Source organism: Psychroflexus sp. MBR-150 (assembly GCF_053628795.1).
Genome location: NZ_JBRJHB010000014.1, coordinates 1 through 23946 on the forward strand (window position 1 = coordinate 1; position 23946 = coordinate 23946).

At 32.0% G+C, this 23946-nt stretch carries 25 protein-coding genes; 14 read left to right on the forward strand and 11 right to left on the reverse strand.

Features of this window, described 5'->3' with window-relative positions:
- Positions 1–439: 439 nt before the first annotated feature.
- From ACSSV5_RS08650 to ACSSV5_RS08660, 3 genes are all read left to right on the forward strand, one after another.
- Positions 440–1168 (forward strand): hypothetical protein, encoded by a 729-nt coding sequence (locus ACSSV5_RS08650; RefSeq protein ID WP_454245558.1) that lies wholly within the window; start codon positions 440–442, stop codon positions 1166–1168.
- A gap of 57 nt (positions 1169–1225) precedes the next feature.
- Positions 1226–1555, forward strand: a complete 330-nt coding sequence (locus ACSSV5_RS08655) for a hypothetical protein (protein WP_211066306.1) — start codon at positions 1226–1228, stop codon at positions 1553–1555.
- A 479-nt stretch (positions 1556–2034) separates the two neighbouring features.
- Complete coding sequence (locus ACSSV5_RS08660; RefSeq protein WP_211066305.1) at positions 2035–2157, forward strand: type II toxin-antitoxin system PemK/MazF family toxin; 123 nt, start codon at positions 2035–2037, stop codon at positions 2155–2157.
- A gap of 52 nt (positions 2158–2209) precedes the next feature.
- Here the strand turns inward: ACSSV5_RS08660 and ACSSV5_RS08665 are convergent, their stop codons facing one another.
- Both ACSSV5_RS08665 and ACSSV5_RS08670 read right to left on the reverse strand, forming a co-directional pair.
- Positions 2210–2920: an SDR family oxidoreductase gene (locus tag ACSSV5_RS08665; RefSeq protein WP_454245559.1), complete on the reverse strand. Its 711-nt coding sequence runs from the start codon at positions 2918–2920 to the stop codon at positions 2210–2212.
- A 294-nt stretch (positions 2921–3214) separates the two neighbouring features.
- Positions 3215–4249 carry an IS630 family transposase gene (locus tag ACSSV5_RS08670; protein WP_454245560.1) on the reverse strand — a complete coding sequence of 345 codons (1035 nt, stop codon included), beginning with the start codon at positions 4247–4249 and terminating at the stop codon, positions 3215–3217.
- Positions 4250–4328: 79 nt separating this feature from the next.
- Between ACSSV5_RS08670 and ACSSV5_RS08675 the strand changes: the two genes are divergently transcribed.
- Positions 4329–4586 (forward strand): UPF0175 family protein, encoded by a 258-nt coding sequence (locus ACSSV5_RS08675; RefSeq protein WP_454245561.1) that lies wholly within the window; start codon positions 4329–4331, stop codon positions 4584–4586.
- Between the two features lie 268 nt (positions 4587–4854).
- Complete coding sequence (locus ACSSV5_RS08680) at positions 4855–5061, forward strand: DUF3368 domain-containing protein (RefSeq protein ID WP_211066301.1); 207 nt, start codon at positions 4855–4857, stop codon at positions 5059–5061.
- A gap of 133 nt (positions 5062–5194) precedes the next feature.
- Here the strand turns inward: ACSSV5_RS08680 and ACSSV5_RS08685 are convergent, their stop codons facing one another.
- On the reverse strand, positions 5195–5356 hold the full coding sequence (locus ACSSV5_RS08685; protein WP_454245562.1) for a hypothetical protein: 162 nt from the start codon (positions 5354–5356) through the stop codon (positions 5195–5197).
- A 191-nt stretch (positions 5357–5547) separates the two neighbouring features.
- Between ACSSV5_RS08685 and ACSSV5_RS08690 the strand changes: the two genes are divergently transcribed.
- The 3 genes from ACSSV5_RS08690 to ACSSV5_RS08700 all read left to right on the forward strand — a co-directional run bounded on the left by ACSSV5_RS08690 (position 5548) and on the right by ACSSV5_RS08700 (position 8771).
- On the forward strand, positions 5548–6810 hold the full coding sequence (locus ACSSV5_RS08690) for a mechanosensitive ion channel family protein (RefSeq protein WP_454245563.1): 1263 nt from the start codon (positions 5548–5550) through the stop codon (positions 6808–6810).
- A gap of 48 nt (positions 6811–6858) precedes the next feature.
- Positions 6859–8070: an MFS transporter gene (locus tag ACSSV5_RS08695; RefSeq protein ID WP_211066298.1), complete on the forward strand. Its 1212-nt coding sequence runs from the start codon at positions 6859–6861 to the stop codon at positions 8068–8070.
- 80 nt (positions 8071–8150) lie between these two features.
- A complete protein-coding gene (locus tag ACSSV5_RS08700) occupies positions 8151–8771 on the forward strand; it encodes a YqaA family protein (protein WP_211066297.1) in 621 nt (206 codons plus the stop codon).
- Here the strand turns inward: ACSSV5_RS08700 and ACSSV5_RS08705 are convergent, their stop codons facing one another.
- On the reverse strand, positions 8772–10271 hold the full coding sequence (locus tag ACSSV5_RS08705) for a DEAD/DEAH box helicase (RefSeq protein ID WP_211066296.1): 1500 nt from the start codon (positions 10269–10271) through the stop codon (positions 8772–8774).
- A gap of 149 nt (positions 10272–10420) precedes the next feature.
- Between ACSSV5_RS08705 and ACSSV5_RS08710 the strand changes: the two genes are divergently transcribed.
- On the forward strand, positions 10421–10774 hold the full coding sequence (locus ACSSV5_RS08710) for a hypothetical protein (RefSeq protein WP_211066295.1): 354 nt from the start codon (positions 10421–10423) through the stop codon (positions 10772–10774).
- A 54-nt stretch (positions 10775–10828) separates the two neighbouring features.
- Here ACSSV5_RS08710 and ACSSV5_RS08715 read toward each other — a convergent pair whose 3' ends face one another.
- Both ACSSV5_RS08715 and ACSSV5_RS08720 read right to left on the reverse strand, forming a co-directional pair.
- A complete protein-coding gene (locus ACSSV5_RS08715) occupies positions 10829–11308 on the reverse strand; it encodes an Lrp/AsnC family transcriptional regulator (RefSeq protein ID WP_454245564.1) in 480 nt (159 codons plus the stop codon).
- Between the two features lie 130 nt (positions 11309–11438).
- Positions 11439–12593, reverse strand: coding sequence for a M14 family zinc carboxypeptidase (locus ACSSV5_RS08720; protein WP_454245565.1), 1155 nt, complete (start codon positions 12591–12593; stop codon positions 11439–11441).
- Positions 12594–12879: 286 nt separating this feature from the next.
- On the opposite strand from ACSSV5_RS08720, the gene ACSSV5_RS08725 reads away from it, so the two are divergent.
- The 4 genes from ACSSV5_RS08725 (at position 12880) to ACSSV5_RS08740 (ending at position 16346) form a co-directional block, all read left to right on the forward strand.
- On the forward strand, positions 12880–13278 hold the full coding sequence (locus tag ACSSV5_RS08725; RefSeq protein WP_454245566.1) for a helix-turn-helix transcriptional regulator: 399 nt from the start codon (positions 12880–12882) through the stop codon (positions 13276–13278).
- 17 nt (positions 13279–13295) lie between these two features.
- Entirely contained in the window at positions 13296–13667 is a 372-nt protein-coding gene (locus ACSSV5_RS08730; RefSeq protein WP_211066291.1) for a DNA topoisomerase IV, read from the forward strand.
- Between the two features lie 86 nt (positions 13668–13753).
- Positions 13754–14023 (forward strand): 30S ribosomal protein S15, encoded by a 270-nt coding sequence (rpsO, locus tag ACSSV5_RS08735; RefSeq protein ID WP_211066290.1) that lies wholly within the window; start codon positions 13754–13756, stop codon positions 14021–14023.
- 142 nt (positions 14024–14165) lie between these two features.
- Complete coding sequence (locus tag ACSSV5_RS08740; protein ID WP_454245567.1) at positions 14166–16346, forward strand: polyribonucleotide nucleotidyltransferase; 2181 nt, start codon at positions 14166–14168, stop codon at positions 16344–16346.
- A gap of 78 nt (positions 16347–16424) precedes the next feature.
- Here ACSSV5_RS08740 and ACSSV5_RS08745 read toward each other — a convergent pair whose 3' ends face one another.
- Genes ACSSV5_RS08745 through ACSSV5_RS08765 form a run of 5 tightly spaced genes read right to left on the reverse strand, consistent with a single transcriptional unit; the run spans position 16425 to position 21142 of the window.
- Positions 16425–17216, reverse strand: a complete 792-nt coding sequence (locus ACSSV5_RS08745; protein ID WP_454245568.1) for a (Fe-S)-binding protein — start codon at positions 17214–17216, stop codon at positions 16425–16427.
- Positions 17217–17222: 6 nt separating this feature from the next.
- Positions 17223–17660 carry an HAD family acid phosphatase gene (locus ACSSV5_RS08750; protein WP_211066287.1) on the reverse strand — a complete coding sequence of 146 codons (438 nt, stop codon included), beginning with the start codon at positions 17658–17660 and terminating at the stop codon, positions 17223–17225.
- Between the two features lie 15 nt (positions 17661–17675).
- Positions 17676–19001, reverse strand: a complete 1326-nt coding sequence (locus ACSSV5_RS08755) for a 4Fe-4S dicluster domain-containing protein (protein ID WP_454245602.1) — start codon at positions 18999–19001, stop codon at positions 17676–17678.
- Positions 19002–19009: 8 nt separating this feature from the next.
- Positions 19010–19957: an MlaD family protein gene (locus ACSSV5_RS08760; protein WP_247653607.1), complete on the reverse strand. Its 948-nt coding sequence runs from the start codon at positions 19955–19957 to the stop codon at positions 19010–19012.
- A 30-nt stretch (positions 19958–19987) separates the two neighbouring features.
- Positions 19988–21142 (reverse strand): N-acetylmuramoyl-L-alanine amidase family protein, encoded by a 1155-nt coding sequence (locus tag ACSSV5_RS08765; protein ID WP_454245569.1) that lies wholly within the window; start codon positions 21140–21142, stop codon positions 19988–19990.
- A gap of 66 nt (positions 21143–21208) precedes the next feature.
- On the opposite strand from ACSSV5_RS08765, the gene ACSSV5_RS08770 reads away from it, so the two are divergent.
- The gene (locus tag ACSSV5_RS08770) at positions 21209–23938 is read left to right on the forward strand and encodes a putative LPS assembly protein LptD (RefSeq protein ID WP_454245570.1); all 2730 of its coding nucleotides are present in this window, start codon (positions 21209–21211) and stop codon (positions 23936–23938) included.
- Positions 23939–23946 lie beyond the last annotated feature (8 nt).

Genomic DNA, 23946 nt, shown 5'->3' on the forward strand with positions numbered 1-23946 from the left:
GTGAATCCACCTGAAACAAATGCCAGGGTCGTTTCTAAATACCAATGAGACTCTCATCTCAATTACAGTTATGTTACTTGTTTTCAATGAACTTAATCACTATCTTGTATCCCCAAGTAACGCAGGACACACTACTTTTGCCAACATTGCATATCGCTCATTGCGGCGTTTTGTCTGAAATCAGGGTTTTTGGATTTTCTGGAAGTTAAATTATAAAATTGAAAAATAATTACTAATTTTCCCGCAACGAAGCGATATGCGAGAACGTTAGCAAAAATTAGAAAAAAACTTCATTCTGCCATTTTGACACATAGTATTGTTTTGGCATTTCAGTTGCTAATTCTGTTTAAATATTCAATAGGTTAAATTAGGTCTGACCAGCCACTATATCCAAAAATCATAAAATATTTTTTTAATTATTAACTTAAATTTTTTTGTTATGAAAACTTTTAAATTTTCAATTTTAAACTTTATTTTATTTTTATTCTTCACTTCCTTAATCTCTTGTAGTAAAGATGATTTATCAGAGACTTCTACAATCGATAAATCAGAATTAGAGTTTAAACAATCCTTGAATAAAAATTTGGATGCTAAACAGATTGGAGAGTATCACAACATTGCTGTCAATTTATATCTCAATAATGGCAATGGTGATAAAAAAACCGTCAAAGAAATCGAGCAGTCTGTTATTGATTTAATGTCTGAACATTATCCGAGTTTAATGACAGAATTTGAAATTTCAGAAGAATATAATTTCTTGAGAGATGCCTATAATGATACTTCAATTAATCAAAGACGTTTAGAGCAAATTATAGATAAGGCTTTTTCAAAGATTACAAAAGATAAAAATGTTTCAGTCAAATTCTCTGAATTTATAAAAAATCAAACGTTGGACGATAGTACTATTCAAAATAAATTAAGTTCAATTCAATCCTACAATACGGAAAGTAAAGATGAAATAGAACTTTTAAATACATATAAAGAAGTTTTGATTGCATCAAATGAGCTATGGAGTAATCGTTCTTCGGGAATGAAAATATCTTGCAGTTCTGGAGTAATTGCAGCTGATGCGGTAGGTGCTGCAACAGGTTTGTTCGGTGGTCCACTTTGGTCTATTGTTCAAGGTGCAGTTGTGTCGATAGCTGTAAATGAAGATTGCGAAGAGTAATTGTTTAATTAAGGATGCTGTTGTACAACAGCATCCTTTAATTTTATTATTATTATTATGAAAAAGATAATTTTTACATTATTTTTAATTGGTTTAATGACCGTATTTGTTAGCTTATTGTTTTTGGCACTTGATAATTTTTCATTTTATCTAATAACTTTAAGTCTTACTTTTTTAGGTGTTTTTCTTTATCCAGTAAATAAAAATTTTATAGTGAAAAAGGATTTTTTATTTTTTCCGTTCTTATTATATATTTTGTTTTCGATAATAAATTTACTTTGGATAAATAGCTACGATCAAACCTTATCAATCCTAAACCTTATTTTTGGTTTTTTTGGTTTTGGAACATTTTATCTTGAACAAAAGAAAAAATTAGTGTGTAAATAACTTTTGCTAACAACGTATATATCTCATAGCTAGTTAGTTGCTAAATCAAAGTTAAGGTATATTTGGAAAGTCGCCAAATTTTTAAATTTGACGATTTCCAATAAAAAAGATAAATAGTAAAATTTAAAAATCTGGCTTGAGCTCAATCCGAAAATAATTTTCTAATTTGCACGCTACGAGCCATATACAAGACCGTTGCCAGTAATCCCTCATAGACTCATAGAAACTTTAGTCCCTCGGCTAACGTAAAATTGAGTAAATTTGGATTGAAAATTGAAATGTTGAATAAAATATAAACAACTGATTTATAGTAATATAATTTTACGTTAGTCAGAATCCCTCATAGACTCATAGAAACTTTAGTCCCTCGGCTAACGAAAAATGAGTGAATTTGGATTGAAAATTGAAATGTTGAATAAAATATAAATAACTGATTTATAGTGATATAATTTTACGTTAGTCAGAAAAGAAAAAACGGAATGATTGCGATTGACCAAATTCGAACAATTGACAAAACTCGTATTCTAAGAAAATTTGACCGATTAACGAAAGCTGAAATAGCGAATTGCAAGAGTGTTATAAAAGAAACATTGGTTAACTAAATTCGAACGCAAAGCGTTGTCAAGACATGGTCAAAATTGTTAAAATATATTTTTATTTTTTTGGCGGTTGTGTAGGTCTGACTTCAATTTTGCTGGGTAAAGTTCTGGGATTGAGCTTGAAAAGGTCAACAACAATTTCGCCCAAATCTTCGGTTTGTATTTTCCAGGCGTCGCTGTCGTCTGGTTGATTGCCATTGAAATGGGTTGAAACCGAACCTGGCATTATGGTTGTGACCTTGATACCTTCTTGTCTTAAATCGAGCATTACGGCTTGTGTAAATCCAGTAACACCAAATTTGCTAGCGTTGTAAGCTGCACCGCCTGCAAAAAAGTTTTCGCCTGCTAAACTGGAAATGCTGATAAAATAGCCTTTGGTCTTTTTGAGGGCTTCGACGGAAGATTTTATGGTGTAAAACACGCCGCTTAGGTTGGTATCAATCACCTCTTGCCACTGCTCTACTGTGAGTTCTTCAATGCTTCCAAAACGACCCAAGCCTGCGTTGGCGATGACGTAATCAATTTGCCCAAAGTCGTTTTCAGCTTGGTCAACTGCAGATTTTACGGCTTTGTAATCGCGAACATCGGCTTCTATGCCAAGACATTTGACGTTGTATTTTGAAGAAATTTCTTTGGCAGCTTGGTCTGCATTGGCTTGGCTTCTACTGGTTAACACACTGTGAACGCCTTCTTGTGCAAGACTTTCGGCTATGCCGTAACCAATTCCTTTTGAACCACCTGTTATAAATGCTACTTTTCCTTTCATAATTTTTGTGTTTTTTGTTATCCCAAAAGTAAAATTTATGTTTTAACTCAACCTTGATTTAAAAAAGGTTTAACCTTCTTTGTGTTGCGTGTTATTTTAATCTCTTGGTTCGCAATTGTTTCGCTAAGGTTGCTTAAAATTATCTATACTTTATTTTTTAGGAAAACCATTAAGAAGTAAGTTAAGGGAATTAAGGGTTTTAGTAAAACACAAATTCTACTTGATTTCGAATTTTATGTCTCAATTTCTAAAAAATATTCCATTATTAACCTGACGGCTATATACCGTAATTTTTTATGCAGCATATTTGATGTCATAATGATGAAAATACTTCTTTACTCTTTCACTATTTTGAGATAGCATATTCATATGGTTTTCTATATTATCTTGTAGTTGTTTCTGATTTTTAGGAGCAGGTTTTTCAGACAAGCCATATTTTAAATCACAGTTTAAATATTCATCAGGATTTTTCTCTGGAGAATAAGAAGGTAAGTAAAAGAGTTCTATCTTTTCTTTATTCTCCTCCGCCCATTGTTTTACAATTTTACTATGATACACCCTTAGATTATCTAAAATCAAAAACACCTTTTGTTCTTTATTTTCAATGAGTTTTGACATGAATTCAATGCACCTATCAGCGTTCATACTTCCTGTATATAGCATAAACCTGACTTGACCTTGATTTGTTACAGTTGAAAACATATTGACTGAAAAGCACTGAGCTTTGTGTTTTTTAACTGGGGTTTTACCTTTAGGTGCGTACGAACGACCGTGCTGATTTGAGTTCCTTACACCAGTTTCGTCTCCCCATTGAATTTCAGCAGATTCTTTCTTTGCTCGTTCTTTAATTGCAGGATATTCCTCATCTATCCACTTTTGAACTTTCTTATGACATTGTTCATAGGCTCGTTTCTTTGGTTTTTGGGGCGTGAATCTCCATGACCTCAAGTAATCTCCCATTGTATTGACAGCTAAAACAACCCCAAATTCTCTTTCAACAAGTTCTTTAACGGCTTTTCTTGTCCATAAAGCATAGTCTAATTTCAATTGATCTGGCATAACATCTATTATCATCTTTTGTATCTCTTTTTCTTGAGCCGTAGAAAGCAATTTTTTGTCTTCGGATTTAACACCTCTGGTATTTTCCTTTAAAGCTTTATTGCCGTCAAGCTTATAAGATTTCATCCAACTGCTAACTGTTGCTGGTCTGACTCCAAATAATGAAGCGACCTCTTTTTGTTTTTTTCCTGATTTTACTAAAGTTACTGCACGTTTTCTAAACTGGTAACGTTCTGAACTTGTAAGTTTTCTAAAGTCTGTTTTTTCCATGTGGCTATTATAAGAAATATTACTATATATTACCGCTATGTTAATAATTCAAATTTAGTATTTTTGTTTAAAAAGAGTTATGGATGGTATGATAAAAATAGAATATCCTAAATCTTTAGCCCATTCTTTAAAATTGAGTGATAAAGATTTTGAGAATGAAATAAAAATCAGTTCTTTGGTAAAACTATTTGGGTTGGGGAAAATATCGTCTGGTACAGCCGCCAATGTATTAGGAATAAGCAGAATAGATTTTATTGAATTATTATCAAAATATAAAGTTTCTCTTTTTAGTCAATATGACTATGACAATTTAAGAGATGATATTTCAAATGCATAAAGTTGTTTCAAATACAACGCCTATAATTTCACTACTAAAATTATCACTTTTAGATATTTTAAAACAATTATATACTAAAGTGATTATACCAAATGCTGTATATCAAGAGATTGAAGCTGAAAAGATAAAGCATACTATCAAGATTTATCCAAAATCGATTGGATAGAAATTGTTGATATAAAGGATAAAACAGCACTTAATTTTTTTTCTTGATTTAGACGCTGGTGAAGCTGAAACAATAATACTTGCAACAGAATTGGACGCAAATTTGATTATTATCGATGAAAAACTTGGTAGATATCACGCTATGCATTCAAAATTAAAAGTAACTGGAACCATTGGTGTTTTAATTAAAGCCAAAAAAAATGGGATTATTGAGGAAATAAAACCTATACTTTTCGAATTAACTAATAAAAATGTATGGATTAGTAAGAAATTAATTTTTTATATACTTGAACAAGTAAATGAAAATTAATTTTTTTTGATTTATTAACTTAAACCAAAACGCAATTGTAAAACTGATAAAACCAAGCTATTGATTAAGTTCAATCTCATAAATATGTGGTGTAACGCCTTGATTGGATTCTGTTGATATAAAGTGTTTGTCTTTATAAAAATGCTAAACCTTCTGCTTGTGGTAATTCTGCATCATTGAGGTTGCAAATGGTTTTAGGTTTTAATGTAGAATCTAAAATGAGTAATCTCATATGCCAGCCGTCGAGTATGTAAAAATCTTTATTGTTAGGATGATGAATTAATGATGATGGCATAAATTCTGGTTAATTTATAGTGGTATTCTTCTTGTTCATTTCCTAAAATAAAATCTTTAAAAATGAGAAATGCTACCAGAAATACAACAATTAAAAACAGAATGATTTTTAAACTTAGTAAATTCTTAAGCATAATAAAATATTGAATAACGATTTTATTAATTTATATTTGAATTCAAAATGTCTTTCATATGAAACCGCAAACGCCTATTCATTTTGTTTATGATATAATAAAATCTAATACAGATTTTAATGATACATACCTACTGATTTTAAATGCTTTAGTAAATACTATCATCCTTGTCATTCTATCGTATTTATTATATAGAATTTTGAGAGGCGTTGGTTTAAATTTGGTCAATAGATTTGCCAAAAAATCTAAAACCCATTTTGATGATTTGTTGGTTCAAAATAAAACTTTTGTCAACCTATCAAATCTTCTTGTTTTTTACATTATATCTGCTTTTACAGACGAATTATATATAGATTTTCCTGTTTTTGAAAATGTGGTAAGCAAGATTGTTCAAATATTTTTAGTTGTGTTTACGATTTGGACCATAAGAAGCTTCTTAAAAACCATAAAAGATTATCTCAAAACACTTGACAATTTTAAAGATAAACCTATAGAAAGCTACATTCAAGTCTTTATGATTTTGCTTTGGATTATTGGGATTATCATTATTTTTTCAATTGTTACTGGTAAACCATTGATGAAGTTTTTAATTGGTTTAGGAACGGTTTCAGCAGTCATTTTATTGGTATTTAAAGATACTATTCTCGGTTTTGTAGCCAGTATTCAAGTAGCAGCTAATGACACGGTAAGAATAGGCGATTGGATCACGATGGAAAAATACGGTGCCGATGGCGATGTGTTTGAAATCAATTTGGCTTCTGTGAAAGTGAGAAATTTTGATAAAACCATCACCACTATTCCAACCTATTACTTGATATCAGATTCGTTTAAAAACTGGCGTGGAATGAGTGAATCTGGCGGTAGAAGAATAAAACGGGCTATTATCATCAAAGCCAACAGCATAAAATTTGTTGATGAAGATTTATTTCAAAAGCTTAAAGGTATTCAGCTTATTAGTGATTATATAGAACATCGACAAGCTGATATTGATGACTACAACAAATCTAATAACATAGATAAAAGCTTGACTATTAACGGCAGGAACCAAACCAATTTTGGTGTATTTAGAAAATATATTGATGAATATTTGCACCAAAATTCTGCTGTGAGTGATGATATGACCATTATGACTCGACAACTGGCACCAACCGCTCAAGGCGTGCCATTAGAAATTTATTGTTTTAGTGTGGATAAAATTTGGAAAAACTACGAATATATCATTGCCGATATTTTTGATCATCTGCTGGCATCTATCCCTTATTTTGAGCTTGAAGCCTTTGAACTTCCAAGCGGTAAAGACTTAGATTTAATTAAAACTTAACGTCTCAACGCGGTTTAAAACCCTATTTTTGCATCTTGGAAAATAGGCATGATTCAGTTTTTGAAATTTATTCGCTATAATTTAAAACCTTTGAGTTTTGGGTGGTTATTGACGTTTTTGTCAAGTTTTGGACAGACGTATTTAATTTCACTTTATGTTATTCACATCACAAAAACTTTTGAGATTACAGAAGGAACTTTTGGTGCAATTTACGCTATTTGCACGGTGGCTTCGTCATTAATTATGCTCAGTATAGGTCATACGGTTGATCATATACCTGTTAAGAAAGTCAGTTTTTTTACCATTTTGGCTTTGGCATTGTGCTGTATTTTGATGGGATTTTCTTATCACTTGGCTTTTGTATTTTTAGCGTTAATAGGCTTAAGATTAAGCGGTCAAGGTATGTTAAGCCATATCAGTTTTACGATTTTATCCAAATATTATGATAAAGACCGTGGCAAAGCTATTAGTTTTTCTACATTGGGTTTTTCGGTTGGTGAAGCCATTTTGCCAATTATCATAGTCAGTACCATTGCGTATTTTAATTGGCGTATCGCAATGATTGGCAGTGGTGTTTTATTATTGCTGTATCTAATTCGTTTGAAATTTACAGATTTAAGTCATTTTGATCAACAACTCAATAAATTTAAACCGAGTTCCAAAACTCTGTTCAAAGATTTTTTTGATATTGTAAAAGACAAGCGTTTTTTAATTTTGATGCCTACGAGTTTTGTATTGAGTTTTACGACAACTGCAGTGGTTTTTTATCAATACGTTTTTGTAGAACAAAAGGGATGGAATGTTGCCTTGTATGCTTCATTTTTTACGGTTTATGCCATAACGCGATTGTTGTTTTCGCTTTTTGGTGGGCTTTGGGTTGACCGATTTACGGCTAAAACTTTGTTTAGGTTTTATTTGATACCAATTATATTAGGTTTGCTGGCTTTTGCTTATATCAATTCTATTGTTGGTGCACTTGTCTTTTTGATTTTGATGGGAATTACCGTTGGGATGTCAGGCACCATAAAAACGTCGGTTTTGGCTGAAATTTACGGAGTTAAAAAATTAGGAACCATTAGAAGTTTATTCACAATGTTTATGGTGCTCAGCACAGCTCTTGGTCCATTGCTTATCGGTCAAATGATCGATATGGGATTAAGCATAAAAATTATTATGATCAGCTTATCCATTTTTGTTTTACTTTGTATTTTGAATGCTCAGCGAATAAAATATATACCAAAAATTAAAACAGAATTATAAGATATAAACAATAATTATTTATCTTATAAGTTAATGAGATATTTTTTGAAAAACTACATTTGTAATTTTAATTATTTTTAATGGAAAACACTCCAAAAAAACATCAAAAAAAACCACGTTGGAAATTACTGCATCAGTATTATACTTATACGGGGTTTTATAATTTTATAGGAAGAAGTTTACTTAAAGCTACACCACCTGTTATAGTATTTGTAGTGATACTACTCTGCATACATTTTTTTGTGATAGATGTCAATGATATCCTGTTGTATATTACAGAAAACTTTCACCCCGTAGGAGTATTTGGAGTGTTTTTTGCATCTGAATCTATTTTAGGCTTAATTCCGCCTGAAATTTTTATTGCTTGGAGTGGTAAAAATGAATATCCTTGGTTTTTCTTGAGTATTCTAGCAACTCTATCGTATCTCGGTGGTGTTTTATCTTATTTTTTTGGTCGTGGTATTGCAAATATTCCAAAAGTTTTTGTCTATTTGGAAGTCAAAATGGCTAAACATATCAAAAACATGAGAAAATGGGGTGGATTGTTGATTATAGCTGGTGCACTTCTCCCCTTGCCTTTTGCCATTTCAAGTATTGCAGCTGGCATTATAAAGTTTCCTTTTGGAAGTTTTTTGGTGTTTGGTTTATTGCGTTTTTTACGGTTTTTAATTTATGGACTCTTAATTTTTGGTGTACTTTAATTAGTCCATAAAAATCTCATTTATTTTTGATCGTAATTTTCTTGTATAATCTTCATAAAGCCAATCTCTGTAGTTTTTTGTATTTCTAATTATACATCTAGAATATTGCTTGATACGGTCTTGAATATCTTCTTTAAGCTCTCTGGCTAAAATACGAGCATCAAATACATCTTCAGAATTTTCTGCACACATTTGTGCGTGTTGAGCTATAGATTCTTCAAGAACTAATTTTGATTTTTCACCGTTGTTTACCGTTTCGTCATAGCGTTTTTTAATATCAAAACTTATATCTTCAGTGTTTTTGAATTTTTCTCGAACTTCTTCGGGCATTTCATAAACAAACTGGCTTTCAATTTCTTCGTCAGAAACTACATTTTCTAAGAAATAATCAGGATTTTTAAAAATCATTTGCCAATCTACTTTGGCATCCCAAGGACCAAAACGTGCAAAATTATTTCCTAAATCAATCACATTAAACGTATCTTTATTTGGTAACTTACGCGAGCCACGACCTATCATTTGAAAATATAAAGTCAAAGATTTTGTTGCACGATTTAAAATAATGTTTTCTACTGTAGGTTCATCAAAGCCTGTTGTCAAAATACTTACAGAAGTTAAAATAGCGTCGGGTTTTTCCCTAAACCACTTAAGAATAGCTTTTCGTTCTTTTTTATTATGTGTATTGTCTAAGTGCTTAATTTCGTATCCTGCTTCTTTAAAAGTGTGATAAACGTACCAAGAGGTGTTGATACCATTATTGAAAATCAACGTTTTTTTGCCTTTGCATTTTTCTTCATAAGCTTGCAAGAGTTTGGTTTGCATATTCATATTGGTGTACAAATCTTCTGAAGATTTTACTGTATAATCACCATTAATACCAACTTGAAGTTGACTTAAGCCAACGTTGTATGTATAAGTTTTTGCTTTAGCTAAAAAACCCTGCTTGATCAGAGAAGGAATAGACTCACCCACCAAAAGTTTGTCGTAGTTTTTGTACATGGGTAATTTTATGTTCGAGCTTAACGGTGTAGCTGTTACTCCGAGTAAAAAGGTTTTTTCAAAAAACTTAAAAAGTTTGGTAAATGAATTATAATGTGCTTCGTCAATTATGGTTAATCCAATATTTTTTAAAGTTACTTTTTCATCATTAAGGCGGTTATTAAGCGTTTCTACCATAGCGACGAAACACATATAGTCATTGTCATCGCTGAGTTCTTTAACTTGGGAGTTAATGATCTTGTTGTGAACGCCAAATTCTTTAAGCATTTTTGAAGTTTGCTTACACAACTCTATTCTATGAGTAAGCACAATCACTTTTTTACCTGTTTTATTAATATAGCGTCTTACAATTTCTGAAAAAACAACAGTTTTTCCTCCACCTGTAGGTAACTGATACAATAAATTAAAATCGTTTTTTTCATTCTCGATATGGTCAAATATTTTTTCAAGATCTTTCTCTTGATAGTCATAAAGGGTTTTATCAGCTGTTTTTGTCAACATAAAGAGGTGTTATTTTAGTTTAAAAGGTTTGCAAAAATAAGCAGAAATAAAAGTTAACTAAAATTTAAAAGGTTAAAAAGCATTAAAAAACGTTTTTAAGGCCAATAATCTCATAAATAATTTATTTTTGTGCCTTTAAATATGATATTTTGAAAAACAAAAAAGCACAACAAAAAATAGAACACATTGTCAGCGAAGTACAACAAAATGATTCGGTTTCTATATCTATTGTAGAAGAATTAAAAGACTTAAGAGCCTATGCTGTCAAAGAAAAGCTTCCCGTAGTTGCAAAGGCACTTCGTTTAGCTTATGAACATATTGAAGAGAATGAAAACTTTATCATTCCTATCCCAACAGATGAACCTCTTGAAGGCGAAGAGGAAGATGTGCAGTTAATTACAGGTGTTGAAAGTTTTGTGTATTTTATGGATTTGATTAAAAATTCAAATAACAAAATTAATCTACAAGAACTCCGAGAATATAATCGATTGATGGAACTATAAAAAAAAGCCACTTCAAACAGTAGCTTTAAAAAAAAAAAAAACAGATTGTTTGATTTACAATTCTTCAAAAATAGAATGTATCAAACGTTTTTTATCATTGATGCTTTCTTCTAATGAAATCATGGTTTCGGTTCGTTGAACCCCTTCAATATCATCTATCTTGAAAATGATACTTTTGGCGTGATCAGTGTTTTTAGCTCTCAATTTGCAGAAAATATTGTATTTGCCCGTAGTTATATTTGCTACAGTAACATTTGGAATTTCAGAAATTCTATTGATAACAAATTGAGTTTGAGAAGTTTTTTTCAAAAATATACCCAAATAAGCAATAAATGTATAACCTAATTTCTTGTAATCTACGATTAAACTAGACCCTGTAATTATTCCAGCATCTTCCATTTTCTTAACTCGAACATGTACTGTTCCTGCTGAAATAAGTAGTTTTTTAGCAATATCCGTAAATGGCGTTCTGGTGTTTTCAATTAACATTGCTAAAATCTGATGATCAGTTTCGTCTAATTTCATTTTTGGCATATCATATGGTTTTAATAAATTAAAAAAACAAAAATAATGCTTTTTTTTCAATATTTATCAATATTAGCAAGTGTTTTTTATGTTTTTTATGAAATACTATAAGGTTTTCGTAACTTTAAAAAAAATAAAATTATAAGTTCACAAGTTTTTGATTGATATTTAATTTTTTTATGAGTAAGTTGGTTTTCAGTTCATTAGAATCGTTTATAAAAACATTACTATGTTCTGCATTAAGATATTTATGTGCATAGCATAAAGATAAATCCTCAAGGCTCGTAACATAAGGCTGGAATATAACTTTCTTATTTTTTAGGTGTTCTGTAAATTGAATTCCTATAAAATTTGAATTAGAGTTTTTAACGTTTTTAATGATGCAATCGTAATATAATTTTTGATTTAAAGGAATTTGAAAATACTTTTCATCAATATAGCTATGGATATTGTTGTTTGCTACGACTTCTAACATTTTAAGATAACTTAAAAGCACGTATTTTCGAGTTTCATTCCTTTGGTAATCATTGACAAAATGACCCGCTTCAAACAAAACTGTTGGAATATTCATATGTTGAATATAATCGCCAAAGCAATTTATATTATGAGTATCATCATACCTACCAATCTGATCAGGTATAGTTTGCATTAAAACCTCATAAGCGGCAACAATAAGCTTCATCCCGATTCTACGAGCATAATTAACATTTAATTGCTCATCATACGAAGGCGACAAAAACGATAAGGTTGCTGGATATTCTTTCTTACCTGCACTAAATATAGTCCGTTGATCGTGCATATTAAAACAAAAATCTGGTTTGAATTCATTTAAGGCTTTAAAAAAAGACTTGGTTTCTTTTTGGGTTTTGTTTGAAGCATCACGATTTAAATCAACATCATTTGCATTTTTTCGCGTATATAAAGAAGCACCATCGGGGTTTAACATCGGTACAATTCTTAATTGACAGCAGTTTAACAGACTTTGAACATTAAAATGAGAGCGATTCAGCTGTACATAGTTCAAAAAATCTAAAAGTGCTTTGGTCGTGGTGCTTTCATTGCCATGCATTTGTGACCAAATTAATACTTTTTGAGAACCCTGACCGACATCTATTCTGTATATTGGTTTATGTTGTTCAGAATATCCTATAATATCTGTGCTAAATGTGTTAGCTATATTTTTTTTTAGATACTTCTCAAATAATTCAAATGGAATATATCGATCTCTAAAGTCTGAACATTCAAACTTAGAATATGTGTTTTCAATTTCTTTATAATTAAAACATATTTCCATTTTACAAATGTAAACTTTTATAATTTTACAAATGTAAACTCTTAAAATTAAACATTAGTAAACAATTTTATGTTGTTTTTTATTCTTGTAAACATTTGATAGAATCGGATTAAGGAATGATTCCATTTAAGTTATTTATGTAACTTATAAATTTAAATATCAGCATTTTATATTATTTTAAATCAAGTGTTAATTTAATATTTTATAACTCCTATTTTTAGTTGTCATCAATCAAAATAATTTATTTACATTTGTAATTCAATAAAGGATTGCAAAATAATTTACAATGGTAAACAGTGAAGACTTTTCAAAACGCCTCCAAATAATATTTGAACATTACGGCTTAAACGCTTCTGCATTTGCTGAAAAAATTGATGTTGGTCGTGCTTCAATTTCTCATCTATTGTCTGGAAGAAATAAACCGAGTTTAGATTTTGTAATGCGTGTTGTAAAAACTTTTCCCGAAGTAGAACTGTATTGGTTATTAAATGGAAAAGGCAGTTTTCCTAAAAAAGAAAAAGCAACAAATGCTCCTACTTCTCTATCTCATTTTGATTCTGTCGTTGATACAAAAAGCGAAACCTTACAGGCAAATAAAAATGAAGAAGATAAAACATCCGACGATATAGAACGCATAGTCATTTTTTATAAAAATGGGTCTTTTAAATCTTACAAAGCCGAATAAATTTTATTTTTGCACCTATGAAATATTATTTATTGATTATAATAGTAGTCAGTTTAAGTTCCTGTTATTCTCCTCAACGCGATTGTGATAATTTTAAAATTGGTAGATATAAATACGAAGCTTTGGTAGATGGAAGTCTTGAAAAAACAATATTTGTCCGTAGTGATAGTTTACAAATAGAGATATATAAAGGCAAAACTGATACGTCTAAAATCAGATGGCTTAATGATTGTGAATTCATACTTACACCAGTAAATCCAAAAAGTATCTTAGATCAATACCAGATTCATATGAAAATTCTTAATACAACTTCAAACTCATATAGATTTGAATATAATGTTGTAGGTGAAACACAGAAAGAAACAGGTATAGCTATTAAAATAAAATGATGCAAAAGCTTTATTGTAAGTAAAAAAAATGTCATATATTTGCACCCACTATTAATATACATAATAATCATTGAAATAATATTTGCATGTACTTAACCACAGAAGAAAAAAAAGAATTATTTGCTAAGCACGGTAAAAACGAGAAAGATACCGGCTCAACTGAAGGACAAATTGCATTGATGACTAAACGCATCGAGCACATATCCAATCATTTAAAACACAATCAAAAAGATTTCAATTCTGAAAGAGCTTTGGTAAAAACAGTTGGTAGGAGAAGAAATTTGCTCAACTATTTAATGAAAAAAGACATTACACGATATAGAACTATTGTGAAAGATTTAGGTTTAAGAAAATAGATTTGATAACCAAACGGGGCAAAAGCCCCTTTTTTTTTATGATTAAACTTGCTTTCCTGATTTGAGTTTCCTTTGGTCTTTACAACGCATCAACAACACAACCGGACCGTCACGAAAGACGGAAACTTAAATTAAAATTATTATGATTCCAAAAACATTTAAAGAGGTTATTGACCTCGGCGAAGGTAGAGAAATCTCTATCGAAACTGGAAAACTCGCTAAACAAGCTCATGGTGCTGTAGAAGTCAGAATGGGCAATGCAGTATTGCTGTGCACAGTTGTATCATCTTATAATCCCACAAGTATGGACTTTTTTCCTTTAACTTTAGATTATAGAGAAAAATTTGCTGCTGCAGGTCGCTATCCTGGAGGTTTTATGAAACGCGAAGCCCGACCAAGCAATGAAGAAATCTTAGTAATGCGTCTTGTTGATAGAGTTTTAAGACCTTTATTTCCAAGTGATTATAAGTTTGAAACTCAAGTTATGATTCAACTTATGTCTCATGATGACGAAGTGATGCCCGATGCCCTTGCTGGTCTTGCTGCTTCTGCTGCTATTCAACTTTCAGACATTCCGTTTGAGTATCCTATTTCTGAAGTTAGAGTTGGTCGAGTCAATGGTGAATTTATCATCAACCCCAGCCGTTCTCAGCTTGAAGAATCTGATATCGATATGATGGTTGGTGCTTCTGAAGACAGCGTTTCCATGGTAGAAGGTGAAATGCTTGAATGCTCTGAAGAAGATATGACCGAAGCTATTAAGTTTGCTCATGAAGCCATCAAAAAACAATGCCAAGTTCAAAGAAAACTTGTTGAACAAGTAGGCAAAAAACCAACTCGTGAATACGAAACCGCTAAAGAGGACGAAAATTTAAAGCAAAAAGTTCACGATGCCGCATATCAAGCTTGTTATGATGTAGCCAAAAAAGGATTGTCAAAAAAAGAACGTTCAGAAGCTTTTTCTGAAATTGAAGACAATGTCAAAGCTTTGTTTACAGAAGAAGAAAAAGAAGAGTTTGGCGGTATGATTTCAAGATACTTTAAAGAAGTTCATAAAAATGCCGTTAGAGATTTAACCCTTAACGAAAAAATACGTTTAGACGGACGCCAAACTACTGAAATCAGACCGATTTGGTGCGAGGTTGATTATTTACCTTCAACTCATGGCTCTGCTGTATTTACTCGAGGCGAAACTCAAGCCTTGGCTACAACTACTTTAGGAACTTCTAGAGAAGCCAATATGGTTGACAACCCGACTTATCAAGGCGAAGAGACCTTTTATTTACACTACAACTTCCCTCCTTTTTGTACTGGTGAAGCTTATCCTATTAGAGGAACTTCAAGACGTGAAATTGGGCATGGCAACTTAGCTCAACGTGCCTTGAAAAATATGATTCCAGACGATTGTCCTTACACTGTAAGAGTGGTTTCTGAAGTTTTAGAATCTAATGGTTCTTCTTCTATGGCAACGGTTTGTGCTGGAACAATGTCTTTGATGGATGCTGGAATTCAACTCAAAAAACCAGTTTCAGGTATTGCCATGGGATTGATTTCTGAAGGAGAAAAATACGCAGTGCTATCTGATATTTTAGGCGATGAAGATCATTTGGGCGATATGGACTTTAAAGTTACAGGTACTGAAGATGGTATCACAGCATGTCAAATGGATATTAAAGTAAAAGGTTTATCATACGATATTTTGATTAAAGCTTTAAATCAAGCTCGTGAAGGTAGATTACATATTTTGAACAAAATTACCGAAACCATTGCTGAGCCAAACAAATCTGTTAAAGCTCACGCTCCTAAAATTGTAACTACCACAATTCCTGGCGATTATATTGGTAGTTTAATTGGACCTGGTGGCAAAACCATTCAAGAATTACAAAAAGAAACAAACACTACTATTGTTATCAATGAAGATGAAGAAACTGAAAGTGGTATTGTTGAAATTTTAGGAACCAATCAAGAAGGTATAGATAAAGTTCTAGCAAAAATAGAAGCTATGCTTTTTAAACCAGAAAAGGGAAGTGTCTATGAAGTAAAAGTCATTAAAATTCTCGATTTTGGTGCTGTGGTAGAATATGTTGATGCTCCAGGAAATGAAACTTTACTTCACATTTCTGAATTGGCATGGGACAGAACAGACAATGTTACCGATGTGGTTAATGTTGGTGATGTTATAGACGTTAAATACTTTGGTTTTGATCCAAGAACTAAAAAAGAAAAAGTTTCTAGAAAAGCCTTACTTCCTAAACCAGAAGGTTACAAAGAAAGACCATCAAGACCTAATAGAGATAATTCAAGAAGAGAGCATAAAAAATAATTTATTTATAAACTTTCAAACCTAAGCCTGTCATTTATTGGACAGGCTTTTTTTTATTTAATGTGATATAAACAAATCTTACAAATCACTAGCTTCTGCTATCATCTCAACCACATCATAAACTTTGATGCTATCTTGTTTTTCCTTGATTTTTACACCGTCAGTCATCATAGTGTTACAAAAAGGACAGCCAGCAGCTATGGCTTCAGGTTTTGTTTCTATAGCTTCTTCGGTTCTGAGTACATTGACTTCCTTGTCACCAGGCTCGGCATCTTTAAACATCTGAGCTCCTCCAGCACCACAACATAAACCTCTACTTTTGCAACTTTTCATTTCCACAAGTTCAACATCTAACTTTCTTAACAATTCTCGTGGTGCTTCATATTCGCCATTAGCTCGACCGAGATAACACGGGTCGTGGTATGTAATACGTTTGCCTTTAAACTCGCCACCTTCTATTTTAAGTTGACCTTTATCGAGAAGTTGTTTTAAAAATTGTGTGTGATGAACAACTTCATAATTACCGCCTAAAGCGGGATATTCATTTTTTAAAGTATTGAAACAATGCGGACAAGTTGTTACTATTTTTTTTACCTCGTAGTTGTTTAGAACTTCAATATTTGTTGCAGCTTGCATTTGAAACAAAAATTCATTTCCAGCACGTTTTGCAGGATCGCCTGTGCAACTTTCTTCGGTTCCGAGAACTGCAAAATCAATATTGATTTTGTTAAGTATTTTCACAAAAGCTTTTGTGATTTTTTTGGCTCTATCATCAAAACTTCCAGCACAACCTACCCAAAACAAAACTTCGGGTTGTTTGCCTTCTGCCATAAGGTTTGCCATTGTCGGTACTTTTATATTTTCACTCATAATTCACTAATCTTTAAATACTTGTATGTTGACGTTTTTCATCACTAAATCTGTAAACTTTCCTTTGTATCTTGTGGCTTTAACTAAATGATTATCAATCCAATGATAATTTCCGCCACGAGGTTTGCCCATAAGCAAACTGTGGTATTTAAACCCGTGTTTTTTAAGCCATTTTTCTGTTATTTCTCTATGTTCTTCGGTTCTTGAAGTAAAAAAACAGATGCGATGTCCTTTTTCATACCATTTATTCAATGTTTTTAAGGCATCAGGAAATGGCTCACAAGTTGCCATACGTTCGGGTTCTTCATTTGGGATGTCTTCTGTTATAGTACCATCAATATCAATTAAATAGTTTTTGATATGATCGGGCAACATCGGGCTTATATGTTTGTCGCCATCTAAGGTTTTTTGTAAAAGCTTGTCGTCTTGTTTTTTGTTAGACATTTTAAATGTTTTTGGTTAGATTTCTTGAACCCAATTTAAACGGTCTTGTTGATTATATGGCCACGGTGCAGCGTTGTTTTCTATATTGGTCATAGCATTATTTAATTCTGCAGGTGCTGCACTTTCTTCCATGACTAAATACTGTCTCATTTCCATAATAATAGAAAGCGGGTCAATACCAACTGGACAAGCTTCTACACAAGCATTGCAAGTGGTACAAGCCCACAACTCTTCTCTACTGATATAATTGTCTAAAAGTTGTTTATCGTCAGGTTTAAACTCACCATTTTTGTTGATGTTTTCACCTATTTCTTCTATCCTATCTCTGGTATCCATCATTATTTTTCGTGGCGATAATTTTTTACCTGTTTGATTGGCTGGACATTCAGAAGTACATCGACCACATTCTGTGCAGGTATAAGCATTTAGAAGTTGAAACCAATTCAAATCAATGGCATCGCTTGCACCAAATTTTTCAGGCACATCATCTTCATCTTCAGCTGGTGCTGCGTATGGATCAGCTTCGGGATCCATCATCATTTTAACTTCTTTAGCCACGGTTTCGTTGTGGCTAAATTGACCTTTGGGTTTTAGTTTTGAATAATAAACATTAGGAAATGCCAATAAAATGTGTAAATGCTTTGAGTAGTATAAATAGTTAAGAAAGAAAAGAATACCAAGGATATGCAACCACCATGCTGAACGTTCTATTGCCATAAGCGTTGCGTTTGATAATCCATCAAACAACGGCATTAAATATTGACTGATGGGAAATGCACCAGCTTGGCTATAATGTTCTGCATTGTTTAGTTGCAATTGATAATCTGTAGCATTCATAGTTAAAAACAACACCATCAACACAACTTCAAAGTATAAAATATTGTTAGCGTCATTTTTGGGCCAAGAAGTCATTTCTTTAGACCAAAAACGTTTGATTTTTAGAATATTACGTCGTATCCAAAATAATATTACACTGATTAAAACCAATAAGGCTATAACTTCAAAGCAACTTATTAAAACATCATAAACTGGTCCTAAAAAAGCAAATATGCGATGCGTGCCTAAAACACCATCAATAATAATTTCTAAAACTTCTATATTGATGATCACAAAACCAAGATAGACCAAAACATGCAGAACTCCTGCAACAGGTCGGGTAACCATCTTTGATTGCCCTAAGGCAACACGTATCATTTTCTTTAATCGTTTTGGCTTTTGGTCGGATTTATCAATATCTTTACCTAACAGAATATTTCTTCTTAGCCTTTTGATATTTCGAGCAAAAAACCAAATTGAAAATGCTAAAGCTAAAACAAATAGTATTTGTGGAATATAAGTCATCATATTAATTATTGGTCTCGATTTTCTGGTTTTTCGTATTTTTTATTCTTTTTTCCAAATACAGAAAAATGTACGTATCGTTTAGGATTGAGTTTTATATCTTGCAACAATTCTTCAAGTTGTTTTGAAGCTTTTTCGAGATTGACATATAGTCTATCATCGTTTATGAATTTGGCTAAACTTCCATCGCCACTATCAATTTTTTGGGTAATATTGTTGATGTTAGCTATTGTTGTATTGATATTATTCACCATTTTATTGATTTCTACTTTAGATAAAGTATCTGAAAATTGCTTTAATCTTTCTGATGTTTCAGAAGCATTTTTTATCACATTTTGAATATCATCAAGGTTTTCTGATAAAACAAAATCTACATTTTCAGTAGTTGAGTTTAGGTGTTTTACGGTTTTATTAAAATCATTAATCGATTTTTTAATAGATTCTCTTGTTCTTATATCTAATACATAGTTGACAGACCGCACCATGGTATCTATACTTGTTACTACACTTTCTACTTTAGTTTGTAGTGGAGATAATTGGTCGTTTACGAGTTCTAATAAACCTGCTTCTATTTTGCCTTGTAGGGTGTCTCCAGATTTGGCTTGTTCATTGTTTTTAAAGTCTGGAACAATAGCAATAGATTTTCCACCAATTAAATCACCACCATAGATTTTAGCAATACTTGTTTCAGCAAAAGGAAAATTATTTTTGATGTTCATAGTAACCACCAATTTTGCGTCATCTCTGATATTGATGTTGGTCACAGAACCAATTTGAAGACCGTTGATGGTAACAGCAGAAGATGGTTTCAAACCTTCAACTTGGTCGTAAACTGCATAAAAAGTTCTTGAATCTTCAAGAATGTTTTTTCCTTTTAAAAAATTATACCCAAATATGAGTAAAGCTATCGCAACAATAGCCATAAGACCAACTCTTAGTTCTTTAGAAATTTTCACAGACGATGAATTTAGTTAGGGTAAAAATAATTATTTGATTTGGGTTTTCAAGGCTTGTTCAATACTAATTTTTTTATCGCCTAAGTAGGCAATGATAAATGCACCTTTATAACCTTTGTCTTTTGCTTCTAAAAGCTTGTTTTGTATATACTTATGAGAGTGAGATTCTGCAAATCTATATTTATACAAATCGCCTTCTTTAACTCTTGAAATAGGAGATAATCCTTTAAAATTTTCAGAACTTGCTTTAATTTTACGTTTTGTAGCAGCAATTTGTACGTAAAATGTGGCTTTGTATTCGTCGCTTGTATCTTTGTTTTTTTGTACATCAGACGATGCTACTAATTCTTCTTCACTTTCAATATGAAGTGCATTTTTATAATTGATGATGGCCTGACTAATTTGCTCTGCCAAATGCAATTGCCCTTTTTCTGATTTCAAAAAATTGTTTTCACTTTTATTTGATAAAAAACCTAACTCCACCAAAACACTAGGCATATATGTTTCTCTTAAAACTAAAAATCCAGCTTGTTTTACCCCGCGATTTTTTCGTTTCAAATTTTGAGTAAAGTTTTTTTGAATATAATCTGCCAACAAAATACTTTGGTCTAAATATTCTTCTTGCATTAAACTAAACCCAATATAAGATTCTGGTGATTTAGGATCAAATCCACCATATTTTTCTTCGTAATTTTCTTCTAATTCGATCACTTGGTTTTCTTTCATAGCAACTTCAAGATTATCTTGGTTTCGGTGAAGCCCTAAAACAAAGGTCTCGCTACCATATGGCGAGCTGCTTCTTACGCCGTTACAATGGATTGATACAAACAAATCTGCTTTGGCCTTGTTGCCAATAACGGCTCTTTCGTTTAAACCGATAAACTCGTCTTTTTGTCGTGTATAGATCAGCTCAATATCTTTGTGTTGTCTAAGTTTTGCACCAACTTTTAAGGCCACATCAAGCACAACATCTTTTTCATAAACGCCATATCCATGGGTTCCTGTATCTTTTCCACCATGACCAGCATCGATAACAACTTTAAAGAGCTGTTGAGATTGGGCTTGAATTTGAAAATTATTAAATACACTTAAAATAACAATAAACGCAAAAGCCAAGTGTTTTTGGAGTAAGTTAATTTTAAAATCACTTTGAAGCTTTAATTTTAATTTTTGTAATCTATTCATTTAATAATATGTAATTTTGACGGTTTTTATAAAGCTATCTTAAAAACAAAAATACGACTATAAATCTTGCAGGCAAGAATACTACATATACTTTTATTCATTTGTATTGGGTTTAGTCTCAATATTCATGCCCAAATTGATAATAACGACTTGCCATCAACACCAGATAGTCTTCATAAGAAAGACATTATTCAAAAAGATACAATAGATTTTCAATCAAAAAATATTATAAGACTACAACCTGTTACTGTCAAAGATAGCGTAAAGACAGACACCGTAAATAGTGCTGCACTTACAGATATTGTAAAAAAAGAAGCTGCAGCTTATCAACGTCTTTCAAGGGCTGAAAACAAAATGTATCTATATGACAAAGCCAAAGTTGTGTATGGTGATATTGAGCTAACTGCAGGTATTATCATCTTGAATAACAATAATGACAACGTGTTTGCCGCTGGAATAAAAGATTCAACGGGTTATACCCAACGACCGGTTTTTAAACAAGGAAGCAATGTTGTAGAACCTGATAGTATCTTCTTTAATTATAAAACCAAAAAAGCTTTGATCTATAATTCAAGAACCAAAGATGGCGAACTGAATATTATTGCCGAAGCTTCAAAACGGGTAAACGATTCGGTCTTCTATATGCGCAACGCCAAGTTTACCACATCTGAAGATATTGAAAATCCAGAATATTATTTTCTTGCCCGAAAAATAAAATTTGTCCCTGACAAAAAAGTAGTTACAGGATTGGTCAACATGTATATTGCTGACGTTCCCACACCTATTGGTTTGCCGTATGGTTTTTTTCCACTATCAGACTCACAGACTTCTGGGTTTATCATTCCGTCTTATGCTGATAGTAGAAATCGTGGTTTTGGTCTTCAAAATGGTGGATATTATTTTGCTATCAACGATTATGTGGATTTAAAAGTGCTTGGCGATATTTATTCTAATGGTAGTTATGGTTTAAGATTTGACTCTAACTATGCTTTGAGATACAGTTTTGGTGGCAGATTTAGTCTTAGAATTGAAAGACTTTTAACTGAAGAACGTGGTTTTCCTAATTTTTCTGAACAGCAGATTTTTAACCTTACATGGAATCATAGTCAAGACCAAAAAGCTAATCCGAGTTCTAGGTTTTCGGCTTCGGTTAATGTGGGTTCTAGTAAATATTTAAGACAATCTATCAATCAACTTAATACAGGTAATACTTTAAACAATTCATTTAATTCTTCTGTATCCTATTCCAAAACATTTGAAGGTGAGCCAGGTATGAATTTAACACTTTCTGCTACGCATAGTCAAAATACTAATACAGAACAAATTAACATGACCTTGCCGACCTTACAGTTTAGCATCAATCGTATTTATCCGTTTGAACCTGAATTTAGAGCAAAAAAAGGAGCCTTAGAAAACATTAACCTTCAATATAATTTAAGAGGAGAAAACCGTATTCAAACTACAGATTCTTTATTTTTTAAGTCCCAAATGTTTAAAGATATGAATATGGGGTTACAACACAGCATTCCTATTACCACAAACTTTAAAATTTTTGAGCATTTTAGTATGTCAACTGGTGTTAACTATCAAGAAACTTGGGTGTTCAAAACCTTTGACCCTTTTTTTGACGAAGAAACGCAAACTATTCAACGCGATACCATCAACGGATTTGATTCTTACCGAACTTACAATGCACAAGCTAGTATTGGAACAACCGTTTATGGGATGTTTAAATTTGGTGATGATAAAAAAATCAAAGCCATTCGGCATGTCATGAGACCAAGTGTCTCCTACTCTATCAATCCTGGTTTTGATGAGTTTTTTGAACAAATTACTATTCCAGGTGTTGGAACAGCTCCTGATAGAACACGACAAGTATCGCGATTTGACGGCACATTATATGGATCTCCAAACCCTAATTTTTCCAGTAGTATGTCTTTTGGTTTAACCAATGATTTTGAAGCCAAAGTTAGAAAAAAAGATACTACACTAACAGGCGATGAAGCTTACAAAAAAGTAAAACTATTGAGTAATCTCGGGTTTAATACCAGTTATAATTTTGCAGCCGATTCTTTAAAATTAAGTCCAATATCTGTGAGAGGAAATATTCCTTTATTTGATGAAAAATTAAACATCAATTTTAATGGTGCATTAGATATTTATGCTTTAGATAGTAATAATAGACGTATCAATACTTTGAATATAAACAACGGTGGAAGTCTGTTTAGGTTGACACGTGCTAACATGAGTTTCGGATATAGACTATCTGATAAAGATTTTACAAAAGGAGAAGATGATGATGAAGACGAAGAAGAAGAAGAAAACTTAAATGACGACACATTTTTAAATGGTGGACGCCCTGATGATTTGTTCGGTAGTGGAAATCCTTTAAACAATCGTCTAAACCCAAGAGGTAAAAAAGACGAACCCAAAACCGACGAGAACGAATTTTATAACTACAAACCACCTTGGTCACTTAATTTTCAATATACTATGACCTATAACAATACGGCTAGACAAAATGAAATTTCTAGTCATTCTATTATGTTTTCAGGTGATATTGATTTGTCACCACGTTGGTCAATTGGAGGTTCGTCAGGCTTTGACTTGGTCAATCCTGGGTTTACATTTACTCAACTTAGATTTAGTAGAGATTTAAAAAGTTGGCAAATGAGTTTTAACTGGCAACCTATTGGAAATAGAAGATCTTGGTTTTTCTTTATCGGTATAAAATCAGGTATATTTAGAGATATTAAATATGATAAAAATCGTGAACCCGACAGAACTTTAAATTAATAAAACAG

Excerpts from the sequence above, each read along its gene's own strand:
- ACSSV5_RS08685 (WP_454245562.1), bottom strand. The coding sequence starts at position 5,356 with ATGCCATCATCATTAATTCATCATCCTAACAATAAAGATTTTTACATA.
- ACSSV5_RS08765 (WP_454245569.1), bottom strand. The coding sequence starts at position 21,142 with ATGAATAGATTACAAAAATTAAAATTAAAGCTTCAAAGTGATTTTAAA.
- ACSSV5_RS08665 (WP_454245559.1), bottom strand. The coding sequence starts at position 2,920 with ATGAAAGGAAAAGTAGCATTTATAACAGGTGGTTCAAAAGGAATTGGT.
- ACSSV5_RS08750 (WP_211066287.1), bottom strand. The coding sequence starts at position 17,660 with ATGTCTAACAAAAAACAAGACGACAAGCTTTTACAAAAAACCTTAGAT.
- ACSSV5_RS08745 (WP_454245568.1), bottom strand. The coding sequence starts at position 17,216 with ATGAGTGAAAATATAAAAGTACCGACAATGGCAAACCTTATGGCAGAA.
- ACSSV5_RS08660 (WP_211066305.1), top strand. The coding sequence starts at position 2,035 with ATGATTGCGATTGACCAAATTCGAACAATTGACAAAACTCGTATTCTA.
- ACSSV5_RS08690 (WP_454245563.1), top strand. The coding sequence starts at position 5,548 with ATGAAACCGCAAACGCCTATTCATTTTGTTTATGATATAATAAAATCT.
- ACSSV5_RS08675 (WP_454245561.1), top strand. The coding sequence starts at position 4,329 with ATGGATGGTATGATAAAAATAGAATATCCTAAATCTTTAGCCCATTCT.
- ACSSV5_RS08670 (WP_454245560.1), bottom strand. The coding sequence starts at position 4,249 with ATGGAAAAAACAGACTTTAGAAAACTTACAAGTTCAGAACGTTACCAG.
- ACSSV5_RS08725 (WP_454245566.1), top strand. The coding sequence starts at position 12,880 with ATGGTAAACAGTGAAGACTTTTCAAAACGCCTCCAAATAATATTTGAA.
- ACSSV5_RS08650 (WP_454245558.1), top strand. The coding sequence starts at position 440 with ATGAAAACTTTTAAATTTTCAATTTTAAACTTTATTTTATTTTTATTC.
- ACSSV5_RS08755 (WP_454245602.1), bottom strand. The coding sequence starts at position 19,001 with ATGACTTATATTCCACAAATACTATTTGTTTTAGCTTTAGCATTTTCA.
- ACSSV5_RS08655 (WP_211066306.1), top strand. The coding sequence starts at position 1,226 with ATGAAAAAGATAATTTTTACATTATTTTTAATTGGTTTAATGACCGTA.
- rpsO (WP_211066290.1), top strand. The coding sequence starts at position 13,754 with ATGTACTTAACCACAGAAGAAAAAAAAGAATTATTTGCTAAGCACGGT.
- ACSSV5_RS08720 (WP_454245565.1), bottom strand. The coding sequence starts at position 12,593 with ATGGAAATATGTTTTAATTATAAAGAAATTGAAAACACATATTCTAAG.
- ACSSV5_RS08740 (WP_454245567.1), top strand. The coding sequence starts at position 14,166 with ATGATTCCAAAAACATTTAAAGAGGTTATTGACCTCGGCGAAGGTAGA.
- ACSSV5_RS08695 (WP_211066298.1), top strand. The coding sequence starts at position 6,859 with ATGATTCAGTTTTTGAAATTTATTCGCTATAATTTAAAACCTTTGAGT.
- ACSSV5_RS08730 (WP_211066291.1), top strand. The coding sequence starts at position 13,296 with ATGAAATATTATTTATTGATTATAATAGTAGTCAGTTTAAGTTCCTGT.
- ACSSV5_RS08705 (WP_211066296.1), bottom strand. The coding sequence starts at position 10,271 with ATGTTGACAAAAACAGCTGATAAAACCCTTTATGACTATCAAGAGAAA.
- ACSSV5_RS08715 (WP_454245564.1), bottom strand. The coding sequence starts at position 11,308 with ATGCCAAAAATGAAATTAGACGAAACTGATCATCAGATTTTAGCAATG.
- ACSSV5_RS08700 (WP_211066297.1), top strand. The coding sequence starts at position 8,151 with ATGGAAAACACTCCAAAAAAACATCAAAAAAAACCACGTTGGAAATTA.